Genomic DNA, 15,717 nt, shown 5'->3' on the forward strand with positions numbered 1-15,717 from the left:
CGGTAACGTCGCGTTAACCCGGGCTGCACGTCTTGGCCATGCACGGATGGAGCCTTGTCAGGCTCGGACGACGAACTGGTCCGGATCGATCTCGCGATTGTGGTTCGGCTGGTTGCAGACGCTGAGCGTTTCGTTGGGGGGCGTCTGCATGTGCCAGCCCTGCGAGGCCAGGTTCGCCAGCACGCGCTCCGAATCTTCGTGTGGCAAACGGCGCTCCGGAGTGAGTTCCACCTCGAGCACGAGGTGGAGTTCACCCAACAGGAGGACGAGCGGCTCGGGGAGGACATCGAAGCCCTCGCGGCGGGTGAGCCAGACGTAGGTGTCGGGTTTGCGCTGACTGGCGTAGACGAAGCTGTGCATGACGGCAGGTCTCGCTTGGCGACTCGTTCGCCTACCCTACCAAAAGCCGGTGCGTGTAGGAGGCCCGTAAGCGATAACCGTTTCATCTTTGTTGCATCTGCACTTGCAAAACGGACGTCAAGTCGTCCAGAGTTCGCAGCCAGATTGTTAAACGCGCGTATGAAAAGGGGAAAGTTTTACGCTTTCTACGCGCGTCGTCGCCCCAGAGCAGAACAAAAGCAGGAGCCACTCCGCATGCAGAAGCTGAACCTTTCGACCCGTCCGCTGGCCGTCGCCGCCCTTTCGCTGGCCATCGCCGGTGCGTTGGTGGCTCCGCAGGCCGCCCACGCCAGCGCCTTCCAGCTGAAGGAAAACAGCGCCAAGGCGCTGGGCCGCGCATTCGCCGGCTCCACCGCCGCGGGTGACGACGCCTCCGTGATCGTCAACAATCCGGCCGCGATGTCCATGCTCAAGGGCAACGTGTTCCAGGCCGACGTGACCGGCATCAATTTCAGCACCAAGTTCCACGGCACGGCCACCGACGCGCAGGGCCGTCCGATCAGCGGCGGCAATGGCGGCGAAGCCGGTACCACGATTCCCGTCCCGGCGATGTACTTCGCCACCCAGGTCAGTGATCGCGTGCACCTCGGCCTTGGCCTGACCGCGCCGTTCGGCTTCAAGACCGAATACGACTCCGACTGGAAGGGCCGCTACAACGGCATCAAGTCGGACTTCAAGTCGTTCGACGTGACCTTGTCGGCTTCGTTCGACGTGACCGACGACTTCGCCGTCGGTGTCAGCGCCATCGCGCAGAAGACCAGCGCGGAACTGACCAGCGCGATCAACTACAACACCGTCGGCCTGGGTCTGATCCAGCGCGCCGCGGCTGCCGGCCAGCTGTCCCCGGCCGTCGCCCGTGCGCTCGCCGCCCAGTACGCCGCGGTCGTGCCGCCGGGCAGCGATGGCTACGCCAAGATCAAGGGTGATGACTGGGCCTACGGCTGGCAGGTCGGTGGCCTGTGGAAGCTCACGCCGAACGATCGCATCGCGCTGAACTACCGCAGCAAGATCAAGCACACCCTGGAAGGCACTGGCAACTTCACGATGCCGACCAACGTCACCGCCGTGCTGTCGAATCCGACCGTGGGTGCGTTGCTGGGCAGCGGCCAGCCGCCGTTCACGCACACCGACGGCCGTGCCGGCTTCACCACGCCCGCGATCGCCACCGCGAGCTTCTGGCACCAGGACGAGAAGTTCGGCCTCGGCTTCGACCTGTCGTGGACCAAGTGGGATTCGTTCAAGGATCTCACGGTCAATTATTCGAACCCGAACCAGCCGTCCACGAGCGAGAACTACAGCTGGCGCAACAGCTGGTTCGCATCGGTCGGCGGCGAGTATTACCTCGACGACAAGTTCACCCTTCGTGCCGGTGTGGCCGTCGACAGCACCCCGACCTACGACGACACCCGTTCGCCGCGCGTGCCGGACTCGACCCGCAAGTGGGTGGCCTTCGGTCTCGGCTACAAGGCGACCGAGCGCTTCGAGATCAACGCCGGTTATGCGCACATCTTCGTGAACAACGCGCACATTGCCGGTGTGTCGAGCTCGACGGGCGATCGCCTGGTCGGCGAGAACGACGACAAGGGCAACCTCCTGAGCGTGTCGGCCCGGTACCAGTTCTGATCGCTCCGGCGATCGGCTGATACGAAGTCGAAAAAAAACCTCCCCGGCGACGGGGAGGTTTTTTTGTTGCCTGGAATCGCCGACCCTGTCGGCGACGCTTCAGTAGGCGTATTCGCGGAAAACCGGGTCGACGCTCCCGTTCCACTCCTTGTGGAACCGTTCGAGCTTCACGTCGGCCTGCGTCTTGCCGGAGAGCGCGATCTCCATCAGCGGCTCGAGGTAGATCGATTCGTCCGCACCGCGGTTTCCGAGCTGGTTGCGGCGCTTCAGGCCCGCCTCGGAAATCTTCAGCGCTTCCAGCGAAAGGTCGCGTACCTTGAGACCTCGGAAAGGGAGATCCAGGGCTTCCTTCGGCACGCCGTCGCGCAAGCCGTGGCGCTCGGTCCTGTTGAAGTCCTTCACCAGGTCCCACGCCGCGTCCAGCGCGACATCGTCGTAAAGCAGGCCGACCCAGAAAGCGGGCAAAGCACAAAGCGAGTTCCACGTGCTGGTGTCGGCGCCGCGCATTTCGAGGTACTGCTTCAGGCGCACCTCGGGGAAGGCGGTGGTCAGGTGGTCGGCCCAGTCTTTCATCGTCGCCCGCACGCCGGGCAGGGCAGGCAGCTCGCCACGCATGAACTTCTTGAAATCCTGCCCGGACAGGTCGACATACTGGCCGTCGCGATAGCTGAAATACATAGGCACGTCGAGGATGTAGTCGACGTAGCGCTCATAACCGAAACCGTCCTCGAAGACGAAATCGAGCATCCCTGTGCGGTCGCCATCGGTATCGGTCCAGACGTGCGAGCGATACGACTTGTAGCCGTTGGGCTTGCCCTCGGTGAAGGGTGAATTGGCGAACAGTGCCGTGGCGATGGGCTGCAAGGCCAGTGCGACGCGGAATTTCTTCACCATGTCGGCCTCGCTCGCGTAGTCGAGGTTGACCTGGACGGTGCAGGTGCGGGTCATCATGTCGAGGCCGAGCGAGCCGACCTTGGGCATGTACTCACGCATGATCTTGTAGCGCCCCTTGGGCATCCAGGGCATCTGGTCGCGGCGCCACTTCGGCTGGAAGCCCATGCCGAGGAAGCCGATGCCGAGTTCCTCGGCCACCGAGCGGACTTCCTTCAGGTGGTTCGTCACTTCGTCGCAAGTCTCGTGCACGGACTTCAGTGGGGCACCGGACAATTCCAGTTGACCGGCGGGCTCCAGCGTGATGTTCGCCATGCCCTTGGTCAGCGCCACGGGCGTCTCGCCCTCGCGGGCGATATCCCAGTCGAAGCGGGATGCCATGCCTTCGAGCACCGCGCGAATCCCCGGACGCTCGCCCACGAAGGGCGGCGGGGTCAGGTCGTCGGTATAGAAACCGAATTTCTCGTGTTCCGTGCCGATGCGCCAGGCCTCGCGCGGCTTCTCGCCTTCGGCGAGGTAGGCGACCAGGTCGTGACGGTCGCCGATCGGCGTGCTCTTGGCGGCGCTGGGGATGGACACGGACTTTCCTTGACGTTGGGCTTTAGGCCGGTAGCCGCTCCACATGGGGGCGCGTCTTCGTGCCCAAAAGGGATGGCCGGCGGCGCAGCGTAGCAAAAGCCGGTGGACGGGGCGCGGATACGAAGAGGCCGCCCCTTGGGCGGCCTCTTCGCAAGTTCCCGTGGAGCGCTCAGCGCTTCATGGAATTGAAGAACTCGTCATTGGACTTCGTGTTCTTCATCTTGTCGAGCATGAACTCCATCGCGGCCAGTTCGTCCATCGGGTGGAGCAGCTTGCGCAGGATCCAGATCTTCGCGAGCAGGTCCGGATCGATCAGCAGGTCTTCGCGGCGGGTACCCGACCGGTTGATGTCGATCGCCGGGTAGACGCGCTTCTCGGAGATGCGACGGGACAGGTGCACTTCCATGTTGCCGGTGCCCTTGAACTCCTCGTAGATCACCTCGTCCATCTTCGAACCGGTATCGGTCAGGGCGGTGGCGATGATGGTGAGGCTGCCGCCTTCCTCGACGTTGCGCGCCGCGCCGAAGAAGCGCTTCGGGCGCTGCAGGGCGTTGGCGTCGACGCCGCCGGTGAGCACCTTGCCGGAGCTGGGCACCACGGTGTTGTAGGCGCGGGCCAGGCGGGTGATCGAATCGAGCAGGATCACCACGTCCTTCTTGTGCTCGACCAGGCGCTTGGCCCGCTCGATCACCATCTCGGCGACCTGCACGTGGCGGACGGCCGGCTCGTCGAAGGTGGAGCTGATGACCTCGGCGCGAACGGTGCGGGCGATTTCCGTGACTTCCTCGGGACGCTCATCGATCAACAGCATGATCAGGTGAACGTCCGGGTGGTTGTACTGGATGGCCTGGGCGATGTTCTGCAGCATCATCGTCTTACCGGATTTCGGCTGGGAGACGATGAGGCCGCGCTGGCCACGGCCGATCGGGGCGACGAGGTCGAGGATGCGGCCGGTGATGTCCTCGGTGGACCCGTTGCCGCGCTCGAGCTTGAACGACTTGCGCGGGAACAGCGGGGTGAGGTTCTCGAACAGGAGCTTGTTCTTCGACGCCTCCGGCGGATCGCCGTTGATGTCGTCGACCTTGAGCATCGCGAAGTAACGCTCGCCTTCCTTCGGATGGCGGACGCGACCGGTGATGTAGTCGCCCGTGCGCAGGTTGAAGCGCCGGATCTGGCTGGGCGAGACGTAGATGTCGTCCGGACCTGCCAGGTAGGACTCGTCGGCCGAGCGCAGGAAGCCGAAGCCGTCCTGCAGGATCTCGAGCACGCCCTCGGCCCAGATGCCGCCGCCGGAGCGGGCGTGCGCCTTGAGGATGTTGAAGACGACGTCCTGCTTGCGCTGGCGCGCCACGCCCTCGCGGACGCCGAGGGATTCGGCGAACTCGAGCAGCTGGATGGCGTTCTTGCGCTTGAGCTCGGTCAGGTTGATCAGGCGATCGTTGCTGCCGGCGTCGGCATTCTCGTCGTCGTCGACGGGATAGCCATTGTTGTTGCGCGGATGCTGGTAGTTACCGCCACCGCCGCTACTGCTGTTGCCCGGGCTGCCACCACCACCGCCGCCGCCCTGGCGTTGCTGGTTGCGCTCGTTGCGCCGGCGGCGGCCGCGGCCGTCACGCTCGTTGCGGTCATTGGCGCGATTGGGGTTCTGCTGCTGGTTCGGGTTGTCGCCCCGCGCCTGCTGCGGGTTGTTCGGCTGGCCACCACCCTGGGATGGTCCCTGGTTGCCGTCACGTGGCTCGTTCTGCGGCGTGGGCTGCTGCGTGTTACCCAACTGCAGTTCGGCCTGTGGGGCCGGCGGAAGCGGTGGTGGCGAGGGTGGGGGCGGTGGCACCGCCGCCCTGGCGGGAGCCGGCGACGGGGCGCTCGTCTCCACCGCCGGGGCATCGGCCGAAGCCGGTGCCTTGCGACGGGTACGGGGACGCGGTTCGGTCGCAGGCTGGTCGCCGGCGCCCTTGGCGTCGATGGAATCTTTGGTTTCGATATCGGACACGGGCAAACCTCACGGGGCGCCGTTGAAAGAAGAATGGGAGAGGGTTCGCGACGTGGGGGACAAGCGGTGTCCCGGCGAACGCCTGAAGCCTAGCATCGCGTGAGGCGCGGCGTAAAGCGCCTCACGCGGCGGCTTGGGTGAACCGTACAGCCGGCGATCAGATCGCCTTGTCGATGAACTGGGTCAGCTGACCCTTGCCGACGGCCCCGATCTGGGTGCCGGCGACCTTGCCATCTTTGAACATCATCAGGGTGGGAATACCACGGACTCCATACTGGCGAGGGGTCTGCGGGTTCTCGTCGATGTTGATCTTGACGACCTTCAGCTTGCCCTCGTACTCACCAGCCAGTTCGTCCAGGACCGGAGCGATCGACTTGCAGGGGCCACACCATTCCGCCCAGAAGTCGAGCAGGACGGGGGTGTCGGATTCGAGGACGGTCTGCTGAAATGCAGCGTCGCTCACATGGGTGATCTTGTCGCTCACCGTGATCTCCAGGAAGGGGGTGAAAGGGGGTTGACGACCGTGACGCCCGCATCGGCTACACTAAGGAGCCCCATGTCGCGGGTCCAACCGGAACCGAAGGTCTTGGCCATTGCAGCCGGCGGCCCTCATTCCAACCCAACTAGGGGCGCGATTCAAGCGATTCAAGGGCGCCGACGGGATGGTTCTCGTTGACATAGGTGAGCACGCTCTCGCGGTTAACAGCCTTTTCACCTATGCCAGCGAGAACCGTCGGGTCGCGCGCCGCCGCCTCCGGCCATCGTGCGCCGGGCGCGTCGTACGGCCGCCGGCGGCAACCGGCGCCTGCCGACTCTCCCGTGACGCCGCCGACCGGATCACCCACCGCCCCGCGGCCCATTCCTGCCGTCGGGGCGACGCCGCGTATGCGCGGCGCGAGACTCCAGGTCACTCATCCACATGTCCCAAACCGTTCTCACCGACGTCTTCTACGAAAACCTCGACCTCCATCCGCTGCTCCACCAGGGTCTCGCCGCCGCCGGTATCACCCGCTGCACGCCGATCCAGGCGCTGACCCTGCCGATCGCCCTGACCGGCCGCGATGTCGCCGGACAGGCCCAGACGGGCACCGGCAAGACCTTCGCCTTCCTGGTCGCCCTGATGGACCGCCTGCTCAAGAACCCGGCGCATCCGGACCGCAAGGATTCCGATCCTCGCGCCCTGATCATCGCGCCCACCCGTGAGCTGGCGATCCAGATCGAGAAGGACTTCCAGACCATCGGCAAGGCCACCGGTCTGCGCAGCGCCCTCATCTACGGCGGCGTCGACTACGACAAGCAGCGCCAGCAGCTGCGCGACGGCTGCGACATCATCATCGCCACGCCGGGCCGCCTGCTCGATTACTACAAGCAGGATGTCTTCGGCTTCGGCAGCGTCGAGGTCATGGTCATCGACGAAGCCGATCGCATGTTCGACCTCGGTTTCATCAAGGACGTGCGCTTCATCTTCCGCCGCCTGCCGTCGCGCGAGGCCCGCCAGGTGCTGCTGTTCTCCGCCACCCTGAGCCACCGCGTGCTCGAACTCGCCTACGAGCACATGCACGAGGCCGAAAAGCTCGTGGTGGAGACCGAGAACGTCACCGCCGACCGTGTTCGCCAGGTGGTCTACTTCCCGTCCAAGGAAGAGAAGATGCCGCTCCTGCTCAACCTGCTCGAAGAGAGCAAGACCGAGCGCAGCATCATCTTCGTCAACACCAAGGCCGCCGCCGAGCGCATCACCGATCGCCTGAAGCGGCACAACTTCCGCGTCGGCGCCATCTCCGGCGACGTGCCGCAGGTGAAGCGCCAGAAGCTGCTGCAGCGATTCCAGGATGGCCAGATCGACCTGCTCGTGGCCACCGACGTGGCCGCCCGCGGCCTGCACATTCCGGCGGTCAGCCACGTGTTCAACTACGACCTGCCGCAGGATGCGGAGGACTACGTCCACCGCATCGGCCGTACGGCCCGGCTCGGCGCCGAGGGCGACGCCATCAGCTTCGCCTGCGACCTCTACGCCATGGGCCTGCCCGACATCGAGGCCTACATCAACCAGAAGATTCCGACCGCGTCCATCGACGCGAAGATGCTGGTGATGCCGCCGCCGCGTCCGCGTGCGGATGGCGTGCAGGATGAAATCGACGATCCGAACGACAACGACGGGCACATCCCGACCCGCGGCGCGCCGCCGGAAAAGGGTGGCCGTGGCGGTCGCGACGGCCGTGGCGGTCCCCGTTCCGGGGAGCGTTCGGGCAGCCGCGAGCGCCGCCCGCGCCCGCCGCGTGAAGACAGGCCGGCCGCGGCTGCAGACGCCGTGTCGACCGAAGTGCCGATGAAGACCGTGGTCGTCGCCGAAACGGTCGCCGAGCTCCCCGCCGCCGCCCAGGCGATGGCCGATGCTTCCGCGCCGAAGAAGCGCCGTCGTCGCGGCGGCCGTGGCCGCGGTGCCCGCGAGGGCGCCGAGGGCGGCAACGCCAGCGGCGCTGGCAATGCCGATAACGGTGCGAACCGGCGCAACGGTGGTCGTGAAGGCTCGAACGGTGGCCGCAATGCCTCGTCGGCTGGCAATGGCGCCTCGACGCGCTCCACGGTCAAGGAGCAGCAACCCGGTGCTGCGCGGCATGCGGAAGGCCAGTCGAACCCGAACCGCCGTCCTTCGCGCCAGGTGACCGCCAGCCGACCTGCGTCCGCGCCTGTGGCTCCGCCCGCCAAGGAAAAGGTCGGCCTCCTGCGCCGTATCGGCCGGTTGTTCGGCGGGCGCTGAGGCAAGCACATCGCCGACAGGGTCGGCTCCCACCGAGCCGGCCCCACCGAGGCGACTTCACCGAGCCGACCCTGTCGAGCCAATCCTGTGGAGCCGGCTTGGTGGGAGGCCCCTCACTCGGGTGGGAGCCGACCTTGTCGGCGATCCCGCGGCAGCGGGCCAGGTCGAGGCAAGCAGCCCATCGCCACTGAAGCGGCTCCCACAGTAAAGCGGCTTCGATCCGGTGCGGCGGTTGGCTGAACTCCGTCGGGTGCCCCACCGCAAAAGCAACACCACATCCCTTATCCTCTGGGGCTTCACGGGCCAACGGGTGACGCGGTGATCGGTTTCGATCTGGTGAGCAAACGGTACGAGGGCGATCACCAGGCCCTTACCGACGTGTCTTTTAGTGTCGAGGCGGGCGAAATGGCCTTCGTCACGGGCCATTCCGGGGCGGGGAAAAGCACGCTGCTCAAACTGCTGGCGATGATCGAGCGCCCCACCAACGGCGTGGTGACCCTCGACGGCCGCAAGCTCAATACCGTGCGGCCGGCCGAGATCCCTAAGATCCGGCGCAAGCTGGGCATGGTTTTCCAGGACCACCGCCTGTTGCTGGACCGCAGCGTCTTCGCCAACGTCGAACTGCCCTTGATCATCGCGGGCGTGTCGCCGGCCGACCGGGGCCGCCGTGTGCGGGCGGCGCTGGAAAAGGTCGGCCTGCTCAGCTACGAGAAGCAACTGCCCGAGGCGCTTTCCACGGGCGAACAGCAGCGCGTGGGCATCGCGCGGGCCATCGTCGCCAAGCCCGCCGTACTCATCGCCGACGAACCCACCGGTAACCTCGACCCGCAACTGGCCATGGAAATCATGGGCCTGTTCGCGGAGTTCCAGGCGGTTGGTACCGCCGTCCTCGTCGCCAGCCACGACCTCATGCTGATCAAGCGAATGAAGAAGCGCGTCGTCGTGCTCGACCACGGCAAGCTGGTTGCCGACGTCCCCGCGATGGAGGTGGTATGAACGCCGTCCGCGAGCCGCGCCGCGCGCCCGAGCCGGAAAAGACCCGTCGCAGCGAACCGCGCAAGGTGGGCGCGTGGCGCGAACACCACGCCTGGAGCATGTCGATCAGCCTGCGCCGCCTTGGCGCCCGGCCACTCGGCACCTTGCTCACCGTGGCCGTGATGGGCGTGGCGCTCGCCCTGCCACTGACCTTCTACCTCCTGCTCGGCAACGTGCAGCGGATGGGCGATGCGCTTGGCCGCAACCAGTCCATCAGCGCATTCATGAAACCGGGCCAGAACGCGGGCATGGCCGAGACCGCCGCTTCCGCCTTGCGTGGTCGTCCGGAAGTGGCCGACATCGTCGTGCGCACGCCGAAGGATGGCCTGGACGAACTGGCGGAGGTACAGGGGTTCTCCGGCGCATTGCAATCGCTCGATGCCAACCCGCTGCCTTACGTGCTTTCCGTGCAGCCCAAGCCAGGCTTGTCGGCGGAGGATATCGGTCGCCTCGTCGATTCGATGAAGGCCACGCCCGGTGTCGACATGGTTCAGGACACCGGTGCATGGCGGCAGCGTCTCGATGCCCTGATCGGCGTGGGTACCCGTGCGGTCAGCCTGCTGGCCTTGTTGCTCGGTGTCGCCGCCCTGCTGGTGGTCGGCAACACGATCCGTGTCGACATCCAGAGCCGTAGCGCCGAGATCGGCGTGCTCCTGCTCATCGGTGCCAGCCGTCCGTTCGTCCGCCGTCCGTACCTGTATGCCGGTATCTGGCTGGGCTTCCTGGCGGGTGTGTTTGCCGTGGCGCTGGCCGTGGTGCTCGAACTGGCCCTTGCCGGGCCCGTCGGCCGCCTTGCCGCGGCATACGACGGCAGCGTGAGCTTCGGCGGACTCCCCGCCTGGCTCCTGCTTTCGGTACCCTTCGCTTCTGCCGTGCTGGGGTGGCTCGGTGCACGGCTCGTCAGCGCACGGCAGATTCGCCGCGCCGCGGCGGCCTGACAGGGGGAGGCGGGGTGGGATCTCACATCGGTTCGGGTGTCGCGGGCGCGACGCCTCGTATGCTCGTGGTGGACGGCTCGAAGGTCGTTCGCCAGTTGATCGCGCGCGTGGTCAACGCGGAGGTACCGGGGGTGGAGATCGTCGGCGCATCCACCGGTGCCGAGGCGCAAGCCGAGTTGCAGCGTGGCGTCTTCGACTTCGTCACCGTGGCCCTGCGCCTGCCCGACATGGATGGGCTGGACGTGGCGCGTTTCGTGCGCGAGTCCGCGCCGCAGATCTACATGCCGATCGTCGTAGTCTCGGGCGATGTCGAAGCGCGCCTGCACCGGCGCGAGCTGGGCGAGTTCGTCACCGACTACTTCGACAAGTCCCTGGGTTTCGGCGCCCTGGCGGAATTCATCCGCGGCTACGTGCGTCCCGAGGGCGGCGCGGAAGGCGAGGTGCTCTATGTCGAGGACAGCCGCGTGGTGGCGCTTGCCACCCGGCGCATGATGGAAAAGTACGGCCTTACCGTGCGCCATGTCATCAGCGCGGAGGACGCGCTCACGCACCTGCGTGAAGCCCGGACGCGTGGCGAGATCGGCGCCGACGTGGTCCTTACCGATGTCAGCCTCAAGGGGGAACTCACCGGCGGCGATCTCGTCGAGCGCATCCGCAACGAGTTCGGCTATGGCAAGGGGCAACTTCCCACACTGGTCATGACCGGTGACGAGAACCCCGCGAACCAGGCGGCGCTCCTGCGCGCCGGCGCCAACGACCTCGTCGAGAAACCCGTCGAGGAAAAGCTGCTCATCACCAAGCTGCTGTTCCAGCTCCGGGTGGCCTTGCACCTTCGCGACAGGGCGGAAAGTTGAACGATCGCATAAAGCTCGAGCCGTCCTGGAAGGAAAGGATCGGCGACTACCTCGATCGCCCGGAGATGCGGGCGCTCTCGGCCTTTCTTCGCGAGGAGAAGGCGCGGGGCAAGACGATTTACCCGCCCGGGCCGGAGATCTTCAACGCGTTCACGCACACGCCATTCGACAAGGTGCGCGTCGTCGTCCTCGGCCAGGACCCCTACCATGGCCCTGGCCAGGCGCATGGCCTCAGTTTTTCCGTGCGCCCCGGCGTGCGCGTGCCTCCTTCTCTGCAGAACATATTCAAGGAAATCGAGGATTCCCTCGGTATCCCGCGCCCCGACCACGGCTGCCTTACGCCATGGGCCGACCGTGGCGTGCTGCTGCTCAACGCCGTGCTCACGGTGGAGGCCGGGCAGGCGGGTTCGCACCAGGGCAAGGGCTGGGAGGGCTTCACCGACACTGCCATCGAGGCCCTCAACCGCGAACGCGAAGGCCTCGTCTTCATGCTTTGGGGCAGCCACGCGCAGAAGAAGGGCCAGCTGATCGACGGAAAGCGCCATAAGATCCTGCGTAGCGTGCATCCCTCACCCCTGTCCGCGCATCGCGGCTTCTTGGGCTGTGGCCACTTCGCCCAGGCGAACGCTTATCTCGAATCGCGTGGCGAGCCGCCGATCGACTGGTCTCTGCCGCCCAAGGCGGAACTGACCGTCTAGACCGGGGGCTGCCACGGCAGGGCCTCGGAGGCTTTTAAAAGGGTCTTCCGCATTTCCGGGATTCGTCCGGTGTTGGGGGTTCGGCTTCGCCCTCGCGTTGGGTTGTGTGGCTCCCGGGGGAGCTGCCGGGCGTCCCCCTCGGCGCGCCAGGCGGCGCCGTCCCTTGGGGAAGGAAGCCGCTGCGCGGCCATGTCCGATGGCTGCGCCCCGGCGGGCCCGGACGGTCGGGCGGGGGTTTTCGATTCGGCTCCTGCCTCAGCGAAAACGATCGGCCGTCCAGGCCGATCCCCTGCGGGCCTTGTCCGCCCGTCCGTCCTCGGCGCCTCATGGCGCGCCGGGGGGGGGGCGCCCGGCAGCTCAGTCACGACTGCGGTGGGTTGATGGGAAAGAGCGAAGGTTGTCGCACGCCGCATAGCGCGCACCGCACACGGAACACCGCGACACACCGCCAAGCACCGCACCCTGTTGGATCGCCATACCCTGGTGGGAGCCGACTCTGTCGGCGATCCCGCGGCAGCGGGCCCGGTCGAGGCAAGCACCCATCGCCGACAGGGTCGGCTCCCACCAGGGCGATGGGTGCAACTCGGAGCGACGAGGGTGGTGGCCGACGGCTCCGGCCGCACACCCCCAACGCAAGGGCGCAGCCGAGCCGAAACGCCGCCACAGACTTCCGTGAAGAACCTTTAAAGTCCGCGGGCCGCCCCAACTTCATGAAGCACGACAGCTACATAGCTGCCGTTGTGGGCTTTCCGCCGCGTGCCGTACGGCGGCGGGCCGTCTGTCTCCTGAATACCTCCCCCAGTCCTCTGGACAGCCGGAGGGTATTTCTGTACCATTGCGTACAGTTAACCGATATGAACTTCGGGCTGACTTAGCACTCTCACTTCGGGACTGCTAATCTGCATACAGACTTTCAGGAGGTTCCACACATGTCCCAAGCCCTCGCCACCCGTAACTACGGGCTACCGAGCGTCGTTGGCAGTCTGGATTCCTACATCTCGGCGGTCCATCGCATCCCGGTGCTCAGCCTTGACGAGGAGCAGTCGCTGGCGCGCCGCTTCCACGACGACGCCGATCTCGACGCCGCCAAGCAGCTCGTGATGTCCCACCTGCGTTTCGTGGTCCATGTGGCCCGCGGCTACAACGGCTATGGCCTGCAGCTGTCGGACCTCATCCAGGAAGGCAACATCGGCCTGATGAAGGCCGTGAAGCGCTTCGACCCGGACCAGGGCGTTCGCCTGGTCAGCTTCGCGGTGCACTGGATCCGTGCCGAAATGCACGAGTTCATCCTGCGTAACTGGCGCATCGTGAAGGTCGCCACCACCAAGGCGCAGCGCAAGCTGTTCTTCAACCTGCGCAAGAGCAAGAAGCGCCTGGGCTGGATGAATGCCGAGGAAGTGCGCGTGGTCGCGCAGGACCTGGGCGTGCCGGAAGCGACCGTCCGCGAGATGGAATCGCGTCTTTCGGGTCGCGACGTGGGCTTCGAGGCCCCGGCCGACGCGGACGACGACGACAAGCCCGCACCGGCTGCGTTCCTGGTCGACGAAGGCGCCGATCCTTACGACAACCTTGCCGAGGAAGACGCCAGCAACAACCAGATGGGCGCGTTGTCCTCTGCGCTTGGCAACCTCGACGACCGCTCGCGCGACATCATCCAGCGCCGCTGGCTGGCCGAGGACAACAAGGCCACGCTGCAGGATCTTGCCGATGAATACGGCGTTTCCGCCGAACGCATCCGCCAGATCGAGGCGAACGCCATGAAAAAGATGCGCGTCGCCATCGCCGCCTGATCGACCGAACAGGCGTAAGATCCGGAACGGCCCCGCGCGGGGCCGTTTTCCGTTGTTCCCAGTCGTGGAGTGAACCCGGATGCCCAGGGCCCTGGTCATCGAAGACGATGAAGTGACCGCCCGCGACATCGTCGCGGAACTCGGTGCCCACGGCCTCACCGCCGACTGGGTGGCGAACGGCCGTGACGGCCTCGACCGCGCGCTCGCGGACGGCTACGACATCATCACCCTCGACCGTATGCTGCCCGGCATGGACGGCATCGACGTGATCTCCGCGTTGCGCCAGCGCAACGTGGACACGCCGGTGTTGATGATCAGCGCCTTGTCCGACGTGGACGACCGCGTGCGCGGCCTGCGCGCCGGCGGCGACGACTATCTCACCAAACCCTTCGCTCCCGACGAGTTGGCCGCGCGTGCCGAAGTATTGCTGCGCCGGCGCCGGCCCAGCGCGAACGACACGCGCCTGCGCGTCGCGGACCTAGAACTGGACCTGGTCCGCCATAACGCCCAACGCAACGGCGAAGCGCTCACCTTGCTGCCCACCGAGTTCCGCCTGCTCGAATTCCTGATGCGCAACGCGGGCCAGGTGGTGACGCGGCAGATGATCTTCGAGCATGTGTGGGGCTTCCACTTCGATCCCGGCACCAACGTGATCGACGTCCATATCGGCCGCCTCCGGCGCAAGATCGACGGCGCCGGCCAGGTGCCACTCATCCGCACCGTACGCGGCTCGGGGTATGTCCTTGCGCCCGCTGACTGACGCCTGGCGTTCCGCCACCTCGCGCCTGATCATCATCTACGGCGCCCTGTTCGCGATCTGGTCCGTCGTGCTGCTGGGTGTCGTGCAATGGGAGTCCTCGCGCTACCTGTCGGGCGTGGTCGACCAGATGCTCGCCGCGCGCATCCATTACCTCGAGAACACGGACCAGCAGCGCCTGCCGGCGACCGTCGAGGCGGCGAGCGCCATCGATGTCCAGGGTTTCATGTGGATCGGCTTGTTCGATGCGAAGGGCGCACGCATCGCGGGCAATATCAGCAAGGTACCCGAGGAACTGACCGACGAGGGCGTCGTGCGGTCGGTGAACGCCAGCCTCGCCGGCCCGACCCGCAACGTCACCATGCGCGCACGGGGTATCACCCGCGTGCTGCCCAACGGCGACCGCCTGGTCGTCGCGAAGGAAAGCACGACCATCGACGGCATCGGCGCGATCATCCGCCGAGGCTTGCTGTGGGGCCTGTCACTGACACTCATTCCCGGCCTGCTCGGCGGCGTCCTGATCGCGCGTGGCCCCGCGCGGCGGATCCGGGCGATCCAGCGGGCGATGGAGCCGATTCGCGAAGGCGATCTCAGCGTGCGCCTGCCCGTCACGCGCGGCGGCGACGAGGTGGACCTGCTGGCCGCGACGGTGAACACCACGCTGGCCGAGATCGAGCGCCTGCTCGGCGAGGTGAAGGGCGTCACCGATAACATCGCTCACGACTTGCGCACACCGCTCACGCGGATGCGCACGCGCCTGTATCGGCTGCAGCAGCAGTTCGAGGGGAAGCCCGAAGCGGAACAGCTCGACGCTTGCGTCGCCGAGATCGATACCGTCCTCAGCCGGTTCCGCGCCCTCTTGCGCGTGTCCGAACTGGAGGATCGCCAGCGCAGTGCCTGCTTCGAAAACATGGACCTGGGCGCCGTGTTGCGCAACGTGCACGAGTTCTACGCACCGCTGGCCGAGGATCGCGGGCAGCTGTTCGAGATCGACGTGGGGCGTTTGCCGCCGCTTCGCGGCGATCCGCAGCTCATGTTCGAGGCATTCGCCAACCTCGTCGGCAACGCGATCAAGTTCACTCCGAACGGTGGCGCGGTACGCCTGGTGGCGCTCACCGATCCCACGGGCGACGCGCGGGTGGATATCGCGGACACCGGCCCCGGCATCCCGCCGAACGAGCGCGAGGCGGTGTTCCGCCGGTTCTACCGGGGCGACGAGACCCGCACCAAGCCGGGGTGCGGCCTGGGCCTCGCGATCGTGAGCGCCATCGTCCGGCTCCATGGGTTCTCGTTGTCGGTGGGTGGAAACGAGAAGGGCGCGGTGTTTTCCGTGACGTGTCCGGCCGCCTAAATAAATCTTAACTACGCGGCGGATTCCGCCGGGCGCAAAATCCGCCGCGACGCA

Annotated in this window: 13 protein-coding genes; 9 read left to right on the forward strand and 4 right to left on the reverse strand. The window is 66.2% G+C overall.

What is annotated here, in order from left to right:
* Positions 1 to 57: 57 nt before the first annotated feature.
* Positions 58 to 360 carry a YcgL domain-containing protein gene (locus ACN9M2_RS01535; RefSeq protein ID WP_426286435.1) on the reverse strand — a complete coding sequence of 101 codons (303 nt, stop codon included), beginning with the start codon at positions 358 to 360 and terminating at the stop codon, positions 58 to 60.
* A gap of 234 nt (positions 361 to 594) precedes the next feature.
* Here ACN9M2_RS01535 and ACN9M2_RS01540 point away from each other — a divergent pair, with 234 nt between their 5' ends.
* Positions 595 to 2,022: an OmpP1/FadL family transporter gene (locus tag ACN9M2_RS01540; protein WP_426286436.1), complete on the forward strand. Its 1,428-nt coding sequence runs from the start codon at positions 595 to 597 to the stop codon at positions 2,020 to 2,022.
* Between the two features lie 99 nt (positions 2,023 to 2,121).
* Here the strand turns inward: ACN9M2_RS01540 and ACN9M2_RS01545 are convergent, their stop codons facing one another.
* From ACN9M2_RS01545 to trxA, 3 genes are all read right to left on the reverse strand, one after another.
* Positions 2,122 to 3,492 carry a glutamate--cysteine ligase gene (locus tag ACN9M2_RS01545; protein WP_426286437.1) on the reverse strand — a complete coding sequence of 457 codons (1,371 nt, stop codon included), beginning with the start codon at positions 3,490 to 3,492 and terminating at the stop codon, positions 2,122 to 2,124.
* 169 nt (positions 3,493 to 3,661) lie between these two features.
* A complete protein-coding gene (gene rho, locus ACN9M2_RS01550; RefSeq protein WP_426286438.1) occupies positions 3,662 to 5,482 on the reverse strand; it encodes a transcription termination factor Rho in 1,821 nt (606 codons plus the stop codon).
* 157 nt (positions 5,483 to 5,639) lie between these two features.
* Positions 5,640 to 5,966: a thioredoxin TrxA gene (gene trxA / locus ACN9M2_RS01555; RefSeq protein WP_426286439.1), complete on the reverse strand. Its 327-nt coding sequence runs from the start codon at positions 5,964 to 5,966 to the stop codon at positions 5,640 to 5,642.
* A gap of 435 nt (positions 5,967 to 6,401) precedes the next feature.
* On the opposite strand from trxA, the gene ACN9M2_RS01560 reads away from it, so the two are divergent.
* From ACN9M2_RS01560 to ACN9M2_RS01595, 8 genes are all read left to right on the forward strand, one after another.
* Positions 6,402 to 8,240, forward strand: coding sequence for a DEAD/DEAH box helicase (locus ACN9M2_RS01560; protein WP_426286440.1), 1,839 nt, complete (start codon positions 6,402 to 6,404; stop codon positions 8,238 to 8,240).
* Between the two features lie 318 nt (positions 8,241 to 8,558).
* Complete coding sequence (gene ftsE, locus ACN9M2_RS01565; protein WP_306848048.1) at positions 8,559 to 9,236, forward strand: cell division ATP-binding protein FtsE; 678 nt, start codon at positions 8,559 to 8,561, stop codon at positions 9,234 to 9,236.
* On the forward strand, positions 9,233 to 10,213 hold the full coding sequence (gene ftsX, locus ACN9M2_RS01570) for a permease-like cell division protein FtsX (protein ID WP_426286441.1): 981 nt from the start codon (positions 9,233 to 9,235) through the stop codon (positions 10,211 to 10,213). Before ftsE ends, ftsX begins: the two co-directional genes overlap by 4 nt.
* Before the next feature lie 59 nt (positions 10,214 to 10,272).
* Positions 10,273 to 11,067 carry a response regulator gene (locus ACN9M2_RS01575; RefSeq protein WP_426287972.1) on the forward strand — a complete coding sequence of 265 codons (795 nt, stop codon included), beginning with the start codon at positions 10,273 to 10,275 and terminating at the stop codon, positions 11,065 to 11,067.
* On the forward strand, positions 11,064 to 11,765 hold the full coding sequence (gene ung, locus ACN9M2_RS01580; RefSeq protein ID WP_426286442.1) for a uracil-DNA glycosylase: 702 nt from the start codon (positions 11,064 to 11,066) through the stop codon (positions 11,763 to 11,765). The genes ACN9M2_RS01575 and ung overlap by 4 nt, the downstream gene beginning before the upstream one ends.
* A 929-nt stretch (positions 11,766 to 12,694) precedes the next feature.
* Positions 12,695 to 13,555 carry an RNA polymerase sigma factor RpoH gene (rpoH, locus tag ACN9M2_RS01585; protein WP_371023837.1) on the forward strand — a complete coding sequence of 287 codons (861 nt, stop codon included), beginning with the start codon at positions 12,695 to 12,697 and terminating at the stop codon, positions 13,553 to 13,555.
* 79 nt (positions 13,556 to 13,634) lie between these two features.
* A complete protein-coding gene (locus ACN9M2_RS01590; RefSeq protein WP_426286443.1) occupies positions 13,635 to 14,315 on the forward strand; it encodes a response regulator transcription factor in 681 nt (226 codons plus the stop codon).
* On the forward strand, positions 14,293 to 15,663 hold the full coding sequence (locus ACN9M2_RS01595) for an ATP-binding protein (RefSeq protein ID WP_426286444.1): 1,371 nt from the start codon (positions 14,293 to 14,295) through the stop codon (positions 15,661 to 15,663). Before ACN9M2_RS01590 ends, ACN9M2_RS01595 begins: the two co-directional genes overlap by 23 nt.
* The last annotated feature ends 54 nt before the right edge of the window (positions 15,664 to 15,717 follow it).

Origin of the sequence: Luteibacter sp. E-22 (assembly GCF_049913125.1) — a bacterium.
Lineage (GTDB): Bacteria > Pseudomonadota > Gammaproteobacteria > Xanthomonadales > Rhodanobacteraceae > Luteibacter.

What these genes read in the sequence shown, in the direction of transcription:
- ACN9M2_RS01575 (WP_426287972.1), top strand. Translation starts at nt 10,273, where the DNA reads ATGCTCGTGGTGGACGGCTCGAAGGTCGTTCGCCAGTTGATCGCGCGC.
- ACN9M2_RS01535 (WP_426286435.1), bottom strand. Translation starts at nt 360, where the DNA reads ATGCACAGCTTCGTCTACGCCAGTCAGCGCAAACCCGACACCTACGTC.
- ACN9M2_RS01560 (WP_426286440.1), top strand. Translation starts at nt 6,402, where the DNA reads ATGTCCCAAACCGTTCTCACCGACGTCTTCTACGAAAACCTCGACCTC.
- ACN9M2_RS01590 (WP_426286443.1), top strand. Translation starts at nt 13,635, where the DNA reads ATGCCCAGGGCCCTGGTCATCGAAGACGATGAAGTGACCGCCCGCGAC.
- ACN9M2_RS01540 (WP_426286436.1), top strand. Translation starts at nt 595, where the DNA reads ATGCAGAAGCTGAACCTTTCGACCCGTCCGCTGGCCGTCGCCGCCCTT.
- ACN9M2_RS01595 (WP_426286444.1), top strand. Translation starts at nt 14,293, where the DNA reads ATGTCCTTGCGCCCGCTGACTGACGCCTGGCGTTCCGCCACCTCGCGC.
- ftsX (WP_426286441.1), top strand. Translation starts at nt 9,233, where the DNA reads ATGAACGCCGTCCGCGAGCCGCGCCGCGCGCCCGAGCCGGAAAAGACC.
- rpoH (WP_371023837.1), top strand. Translation starts at nt 12,695, where the DNA reads ATGTCCCAAGCCCTCGCCACCCGTAACTACGGGCTACCGAGCGTCGTT.